The sequence below is a fragment of the Vicinamibacterales bacterium genome, assembly GCA_036012125.1.
Lineage (GTDB): Bacteria > Acidobacteriota > Vicinamibacteria > Vicinamibacterales > UBA823 > UBA11600.
Genome location: DASCOS010000001.1, coordinates 20,060 through 27,325, shown reverse-complemented (window position 1 = coordinate 27,325; position 7,266 = coordinate 20,060). Strand labels below are relative to the sequence as shown.

Annotated in this window: 6 protein-coding genes; 2 read left to right on the top strand and 4 right to left on the bottom strand. The window is 55.0% G+C overall.

Features of this window, described 5'->3' with window-relative positions:
* From larE to QGH09_00090, 4 genes are all read right to left on the bottom strand, one after another.
* On the bottom strand, positions 1 to 839 hold an 839-nt coding region (gene larE / locus QGH09_00105; GenBank protein HJO16592.1), incomplete at its 3' end, for an ATP-dependent sacrificial sulfur transferase LarE.
* Positions 840 to 928: 89 nt separating this feature from the next.
* Positions 929 to 1,420, bottom strand: a complete 492-nt coding sequence (locus tag QGH09_00100) for a hypothetical protein (GenBank protein ID HJO16591.1) — start codon at positions 1,418 to 1,420, stop codon at positions 929 to 931.
* A gap of 68 nt (positions 1,421 to 1,488) precedes the next feature.
* Positions 1,489 to 2,772: a dipeptidase gene (locus QGH09_00095; GenBank protein ID HJO16590.1), complete on the bottom strand. Its 1,284-nt coding sequence runs from the start codon at positions 2,770 to 2,772 to the stop codon at positions 1,489 to 1,491.
* Between the two features lie 98 nt (positions 2,773 to 2,870).
* Positions 2,871 to 4,196 carry an aminotransferase class V-fold PLP-dependent enzyme gene (locus QGH09_00090; protein ID HJO16589.1) on the bottom strand — a complete coding sequence of 442 codons (1,326 nt, stop codon included), beginning with the start codon at positions 4,194 to 4,196 and terminating at the stop codon, positions 2,871 to 2,873.
* A gap of 223 nt (positions 4,197 to 4,419) precedes the next feature.
* On the opposite strand from QGH09_00090, the gene xylB reads away from it, so the two are divergent.
* Positions 4,420 to 5,928 carry a xylulokinase gene (gene xylB / locus QGH09_00085; GenBank protein ID HJO16588.1) on the top strand — a complete coding sequence of 503 codons (1,509 nt, stop codon included), beginning with the start codon at positions 4,420 to 4,422 and terminating at the stop codon, positions 5,926 to 5,928.
* Between the two features lie 54 nt (positions 5,929 to 5,982).
* On the top strand, positions 5,983 to 7,158 hold the full coding sequence (gene xylA / locus QGH09_00080; GenBank protein HJO16587.1) for a xylose isomerase: 1,176 nt from the start codon (positions 5,983 to 5,985) through the stop codon (positions 7,156 to 7,158).
* The last annotated feature ends 108 nt before the right edge of the window (positions 7,159 to 7,266 follow it).

The following is a 7,266-nucleotide window of genomic DNA, read 5'->3' as shown; positions in this document are numbered from 1 at the left end:
CTCGCGGTAAGAGACACGACCTCGGCTGACCTAGATTTCATCTCATTCAACGAACCAGTGCGGTAGCCCTGAAGGTCGACCGTGACGTCCTTGAAACCCGCAGCACGAAACTCGCGCACGACAAGGTCGCGCAGGTCTGACTCAAGTAATCGCGGTATCTCTTCCGGCTCTACCTCGATCCGCGCGACCAAATCATCGTACCGGACTCGACACACCTGAAACCCCTGAGCATGCAGTGTACGCTCACAAAGCCACACCTGTCGAAGACGCTCTGGGGTAATCTTTGTCCCGTATGGAAACCGGCTCGACAGGCACGCTAGTGCCGGTTTATCCCACACCGGTAAACCGATACGGCGAGCTGCTTCACGAATGTCGTTCTTCGTAAAACCCAACTCGTCGAGTGGCGACCGGACACCTCGCTCAAGTGCCGCTTTTCGCCCTGGGCGATAATCTCCACGATCATCAACGTTGAATCCGTCGAGTACGTGGGGAATCCCGAAGCGACGTGCCTGCCTTGTTGCCACTTCGTAGGTCTCAACTTTGCAGAAATAACAGCGGTTGATTGGATTAGCAGCGTATCGCGGGTCATCGAGTTCGTGGGTCTGGACGAGCACATGGCGAGCACCAAGCTGTTCGGCAAGGCGGCGCGCATCGGCACCTTCTTCAGGAGCCAAGCTCGGAGACACAGCTGTAAGCGCAACTGCATCTCCACCAACGACCGCGACCGCCTCGGCTAAAAGATAGCCAGAATCGACACCGCCCGAGAAACAAATGACCATCTGCTTCATCTCGCACAGCATCGATTGGAGACTGGCCATTCTTGCCTTTAGCACTGGCATCAAGGCTAACCTACCGGCTCGTTCGCACGATCGAGAACGTCCCGTTCAGTGGATGTCCGCCTTTCATATCACTACTCACCTACCTCGACTTAGAAAAACGCCCGGCCATGCCAGGCCTCACGCGCTGGAATCTCCCAAAGTCCAGCACGTACATCGCCAACGGTCGTAAGCGTGTTATCGAAAACACAGGTCTCTGGACTTACGTCACCTACGCCAGCAAGATTAGCAAACTGGACACGTGACACACGCTCAATAGCATCACCCCGGCGGAAAAGCACAGGCCCACGGTCGGCTAACGTCACACCGATCACCTTCTCCAAACGCTGAATTTTACGCACCAGTGCATCAACAGAACACCCTGACGCTCCAACTGCCGATTCGTCGACACCTATGAACAAAAAGCGATTAAATTTCCAGTCACGACCAGCAGTCAGGTGTGACCGATGAGCGGTCCATTCCATCAGGAACCTGTCGATTTCGCCGAGTAAGCGGTTGGAGTCTGGGTGTGAAAGCTCGTGATCAGCAGCGAAGATCCACAAGCGCGCCGACCCCGGCAGCTCCTCAAATGAGGTCAACGGCATGGTCCGCTATCCTCGTTCCAACGAACGACTCAGGCTTTGCACTGATTGCTCAATCGTCATCACCTACGCTAGTTGGACGTTTCACCTTGCAGTTCTTGGGCCACACGCTCCACATCTCGCAGTACTCGAAGTAGGTTGCCCCCCCAGAGTTGCGTGATTTCCCCTTCACTGTACCCGCGTCGAACAAGTTCCAACGTGACGTTAAACGTTTCACTGGCGTCGTTCCAGCCCACGATTCCCCCGCCACCATCAAAATCGGAACTTATGCCCACATGATCGATACCAATCAGCCCGACAGCATGGTCGATGTGGTTGACGAAATCCTGTACATTGGCCGGAGGCCACTGCTCGTCAAGTTCGGCCATACGACGGTCATAATCAGCACGTAACTCGTCGCTAAGATTTCGCACCCCGGCACGTCCCTCAATTCCCATCTCCTCTCGAAGCGCAGCGACCGCCTCCTGTTTCTCTGGCGACGGCACCTTAACAAACGAACCAAGGGCGACGGTCTGCATCACACCGCCATTGTCTCGGAGAGCAAGTAGTTGCTCATCATCCATATTACGAGGATGAGGGTTAATAGTGACCGTACTAGAGTGCGAAGCGATTACCGGGGCCTGAGATACCGCTGTCGCATCAAGCATCGCTTGCTTCGCGATATGAGACACGTCAACCATGATCCCAAGCCGATTCATCTCAGCCACAACCTCCTCACCAAACTCGCTCAATCCATCGTGTTCGGATTCTGGTTCACTCTCGCGTGGGGTTGCCGAGTCGGCAATGTCATTGTGACCGCCGTGCGCGAGCGTAATATAACGCGCTCCAAGCTCGTGATATTTCTCAAGTAAGGACACGTCCTGACCGATAACGTAGCCGTTCTCAATACCTATCATGGCCACCAGCTTACCGCTCGCATGTATACGCTCGACGTCATCGGCCGTGTAGGCTAACTCGATCTCATCCGGGTACATTTCCTCAGTCATCCGGTGAATCGCTTCAAACTTCGTCATCGCATCAGCTTTTGCCTGCTCGTAATTCTCGGCCGTACGCTCAGTTTGTCCGACAAAAACGATGAAAAACCCCACGTCGAGAAGACCCTCGCGCATCTTGGGTAAGTCGACTTTTCGATCACCCCGCACGCCTGGATCCACCTCTTCGGTCGCAAAGTTAAATGGAATATCGTCGTGTGTATCGATAGTGAGTGCCCGCTCGTGGATACCACGAGCCAACTCAACAATCTCTTGCTCCGTGGGTTCTGGTGCGACCTCACTTTGGGTCGTGCCACCACTACACGCCCAAGCGACCACGCTGACCAATAATAGGGCCGCAAATTTTAGATTTTTTCGTGACATAACACCCTCCCTCAAATCAGTGTTGAATAGAACATGCTGAGGTAGCAACTTTCGCACGGCAGATAGAACCCGCCGTGCGTCAGAAAAACGACCGTTAACTATCCAGACGTCGTCATGTAGTTACCCGCATTCGCCGCGATGTGCCGAACCCCTTCTAACAGCCGGTCCACCTCATGCGGCATGTTATAAAAGTGAGTTGAGGCACGAACGCCGTTTAGATTACCAGTGCCCATAGTTCGAATGTGTACACGAAACTCATCGAAAAGAGCCGTGACAACATTTTGCATCGGAATATCATGAACCGAAAACAGGGTCAGCCCAGCACTAAGACCTCGGTCACTTGACGTCCACAGGTGTACACCCGGAATCTCGCTTAACCCGGCCTTCAACCGTGTGCTGAGTTGTCGGTCCCGTTCCTCAATGTTCCGCTTCCCTATCGTCTCTTGGAGGTCCACCGCGTCACCCATGCCGAGCAACGATGGAAGGTTGTGCTGACCAACCGACTCATAGCGCGTGGCCGTCGCGCCCTCACGTGGTGGCCCCCCCATGAGCGGCCACACTTGATCCTGAATGTCACCCTTGACGTAACAGACCCCGGTACCACCACCCGCGAGCAACCATTTCTGCCCCGCAGCCGAATAGTGGTCGCAACCCATTTCGTGGAAGTTAAGATCGATCATGCCGAGTGGGTGGGCGCCATCGACAGACACCAGGACACCATGTCGATGCGCCATCTCGGATAGCATCTTGATTGGGGTCACAAGCCCAGTCACGTAGGTAATATGGCTCACCATGATGGCACGGGTCCGCGAAGTAATCGCCTGCTCGTAGAGGTCGACGATCTGGTCCGTGCTCTCAGGTGGTGACGGAAGGTCAATCACATTGATCCTGATGCCCTTACGCTCCATAAGTGTCAGGTACGGTCCCCGCCCACCACCGTGCTCGTGTGAATTCATAAGTACTTCGTCACCCTCACGCCAGTCGAGCCCGTGAGCGAAGATGTTCATCCCTTCCGTCGTGCTTCGGGTCAAGGCAATCTCAGAGGGGTCAGCACCAACAAAGGGTGCGACCTTTTCTCGAACCGCATTGATGTCGTCCCGACGATAGTTGTCCGTTGGGTCCTCGGCGATTTCACGCAAAATGCGTTCATTTTTCTCGAGAACAACTCGAGGCATTGGGCCCTGGGTGCCGTTGTTCATGAAGGCCAGCCCATCAACAATGTTGAACTGCGAGCGAACCTTCCACCAATATGCCTCGTCAATCATTCCACTTGGGCGGAGCCCCTCGAGCGCTATCGCAGGCACGGGACGCTGATTGGCCTCCACACTCTTACCCAGCAGACCTGTGGAAACTCCACCGAGCCCTGCAGCGAAAGAAGTTCCCAGGAAATGGCGACGTGAAATATGAAATTTCCGACCACTCATGTGACCCCTCCTTGAAGACCGTGAAACTCCTCGTTCCAGCGACCGACCACAACTCACGGCCCCGAGCTTCCAAAAAACGCTCACATCATGTCACGATCACGTGGCTGTTGCCATCGAAAGCGGTAAGCTGAGGAGCCCGAAAGTTCTTTTTCCCTTTCGTAAGCCGCACCACTAAAGCGAACAGCATAATTTTCGCTGGTCGTGCGCTATCCTTAGGACCTGAATGGCACTTCTTGGCATCGATGTCGGTACCAGTGGAAGCCGTGCACTCCTTATAGACGAGACCGGGTCGGTCATCGCCTCGGCAACCGAAGAGCACGAGGACTTCACTTCACCGCAGCCTGGGTGGGCTGAGCAATCCCCCGATGATTGGTGGCGCGCCACCCAGATAGCCGTGCGCGCAGCACTAACCAATGCGTCGTGTTCGAGCGCCGACATCCGAGGCATCGGCCTATCGGGACAAATGCACGGTTCAGTTCTCCTCGGTGTTGACGACAGCATCGTTCGGCCTGCGCTCATCTGGTGCGACCTACGCACCGAGACCGAATGTCAATGGCTTAACGAGCAGGTGGGTCGTGAGCGCCTGATCGAACTAACGTCGAATCCCGCGTTGACCGGTTTCACGTTGCCGAAGCTCCTCTGGGTCCGGACCCATGAACCGAAGCTGTGGAACAAGGTGCGGTCCGTTCTGTTACCCAAGGATTACGTCCGTTTCAAATTAACTGGTGAGCGAGCAACCGATATGGCCGATGCTTCGGGCACACTCCTTCTTGATGTAGCGCGCCGACAATGGTCTGCGGAAATGCTCAAAGTAACGAATCTCGATTTTAAGATGTTGCCATCCGTTCACGAAGGCCCGGAAATCACAGGTCAGGTCACTCCCCGGCTCGCAGACAAGCTTGGCCTCACAGCAGGTACGCCGGTGGTGGCTGGCGGCGGCGACCAGTCGGCTGGTGCGGTTGGCATGGGGGTCGTGAAGCCGGGTGCCGTAAGTGCGACGATCGGCACCTCGGGGGTGGTGTTCGCGGCGACCGACCAACCCGCTCTAGACCCAGAAGGACGGGTCCACACTTTCTGCCACGCCGTTCCCAACCGCTGGCACACTATGGGCGTAACACAGGCAGCTGGACTCTCACTCAGCTGGTTCAAGAGCCGGTTCGGTGCAGGTGAAGACGATGGTCGTGACCCTTACGACCGTCTCGCCGACGAAGCCGCGACAGCTCCAACAGGTAGCGATGGCGTTCTCTGGGCACCGTATCTAATGGGTGAACGGACGCCTCATCTCGACTCTAATGCTCGTGGCGCGCTGGTGGGCCTTACGGCAACGCATACGCGTGCCCATGTTGTACGCGCCATTCTGGAAGGCGTTGCGTTCAGTCTCCAGGACTCCTTCACAATTCTTGAAACTATGAAAGTGCCGGTTCACGAGATACGACTGGGTGGTGGTGGTGCGCGGTCAGCACTCTGGCGAAAGATTCAGGCTAACGTTTACCGCCAACAGGTAACAACGCTCGCCACAGAAGAGGGCGCAGCATATGGAGCAGCGCTCTTGGCCGGCGTTGGTACCGGCGTATGGTCTTCCGTCGACGAGGCGTGTGACACCACCGTGACCATAGCCACTCGCACAGACCCAACCGACGTCGACGTCGAACTCCTAGCACGTCAGTACGCACGATATCGAACACTGTATCCGGCGCTCAAAACAATTCCCGAGTTTACAAAGCAATTTTGAATTCAGTGCTGAGGATTAACTTCCCTACAACAGAGAATCCACGAGGATTGATACATGCATGACGACCTCTACGCACCTCGCCCAGAACATAAATTCTCTTTCGGATTGTGGACTGTAGGTAATCGTGGACGGGACCCGTTTGGTGACGCAGTGCGGCCTCCAGTTAAGCCTAACGATTTAGTCCGTTTGCTAGCTGAAGTCGGAGCCTGGGGCGTCAACTTACACGACAACGACCTGGTGCCAATTGATGCCTCCTCTATCGATCGCGATCGGATCGTCAGGGACTTCAAGAAAACCTGCATTAACCAGGGTGTTGTCACATCCATGGTCAGCGCTAATTTATTTTTCGATCCGGTTTTTCGAGATGGTGCCTTTTCGTCCAATGACCCCGCCGTGCGCGCCTATGCGTTGCAGAAAACTCTCCGCGCAATGGACCTTGGAGCTGAGCTTGGTGCGAAGACCTACGTCATGTGGGGCGGCCGGGAGGGGACAGAAACCGATACCTGCCGACGGCCAGATGAGGCAATCGCGCGCCTGCGTGATGCGATTAACTATGTGTGTGAGTACAACCTCGCGAACAAATACGGTTACCGTATCGCGCTTGAAGCGAAACCGAACGAACCACGCGGCGACACTTACTTCCCTACAACCGGTGCCTATCTTGGCTTTATTAATTCACTCGCACACGCCGACATGGTCGGAGTCAACCCTGAGGTGGCCCACGAGCATATGGCTGGACTCAACATCACGCACGCCGTCGCACAAGCCTGGGAGGCCGGAAAACTCTTTCACATTGACCTCAACGATCAAGTCATTGGGCGTTACGACCAGGACTTTCGCTTTGCTTCAGCGAACCCCAAAGCAGCGTTTTTCCTTGTAAAGTTCCTCGAAGATGTCGGCTACGACAACCCGCGTCATTTCGATGCCCATGCTTACCGCACCGAGGACAACGAGGGCGTCAAGGACTTTGCCCTTGGTTGTATACGGAACTATCTCATTTTGAAAGATAAAGCACTTTGTTGGAACGGTGACACCGAGATTCAAGAAATCCTTGCGGAAATCTCTTCACCCCGACCCGGTGTTCCAATAGTCGAAAAGTACCGGAAGTCGCACGCCAAGGAACTTCTTGGCTACGACTTCGACCGAGCCCAAATCGGTATGCGTCGACTACCATACGAGCGACTTGATCAGTTGACCATGGACATCTTGCTGGGCGTAAGGGGTCGGTGAAGTACCGTCAATTCAGAGTAGAAACACGGTCCCACAAACGACTGTAGCTGTAGAAACACATATAATTCTTCGGTGGCTCTGCTCAACTAACCATGCTGCTTTTATTGG

Coding starts and splice junctions, on each gene's coding strand:
- QGH09_00100 (HJO16591.1), bottom strand. CDS start 1,420: ATGCCGTTGACCTCATTTGAGGAGCTGCCGGGGTCGGCGCGCTTGTGG.
- QGH09_00095 (HJO16590.1), bottom strand. CDS start 2,772: ATGTCACGAAAAAATCTAAAATTTGCGGCCCTATTATTGGTCAGCGTG.
- xylA (HJO16587.1), top strand. CDS start 5,983: ATGCATGACGACCTCTACGCACCTCGCCCAGAACATAAATTCTCTTTC.
- QGH09_00090 (HJO16589.1), bottom strand. CDS start 4,196: ATGAGTGGTCGGAAATTTCATATTTCACGTCGCCATTTCCTGGGAACT.
- xylB (HJO16588.1), top strand. CDS start 4,420: ATGGCACTTCTTGGCATCGATGTCGGTACCAGTGGAAGCCGTGCACTC.